The organism is Chryseobacterium sp. SIMBA_038, assembly GCF_046535115.1.
Lineage (GTDB): Bacteria > Bacteroidota > Bacteroidia > Flavobacteriales > Weeksellaceae > Chryseobacterium.
Genome location: NZ_JAWRXH010000320.1, coordinates 1 through 251 on the forward strand (window position 1 = coordinate 1; position 251 = coordinate 251).

The following is a 251-nucleotide window of genomic DNA, read 5'->3' on the forward strand; positions in this document are numbered from 1 at the left end:
GTCGACAAGATCGCCTTTTCTAGCCACTGGTCTTCCCTCGTATTCCATCGTCGTAGATGCTGTAACCACTACGCCGCCATTGTCGGTGGTGTCACCTAACCGGATGATGTCCATAGCTCACTCCTCAAATTAAGACATTGCGTATGCAGAGCATAAACAAATTTCACTTTGGCAGTGTGGCGCAAAGAAAAATCTTCATTTACCAATACTGTTGTAAAATCAATGCAGCTTCGCAAATTTATACACTCGAT

The 251-nt window shown here is 43.8% G+C and carries 1 protein-coding gene; it reads right to left on the reverse strand.

Annotation, left to right across the window (positions count from 1 at the left end):
- A partial coding sequence (locus SB689_RS23735; protein WP_410694492.1) for a PAAR domain-containing protein occupies positions 1–114 on the reverse strand: 114 nt, incomplete at its 3' end.
- Positions 115–251 lie beyond the last annotated feature (137 nt).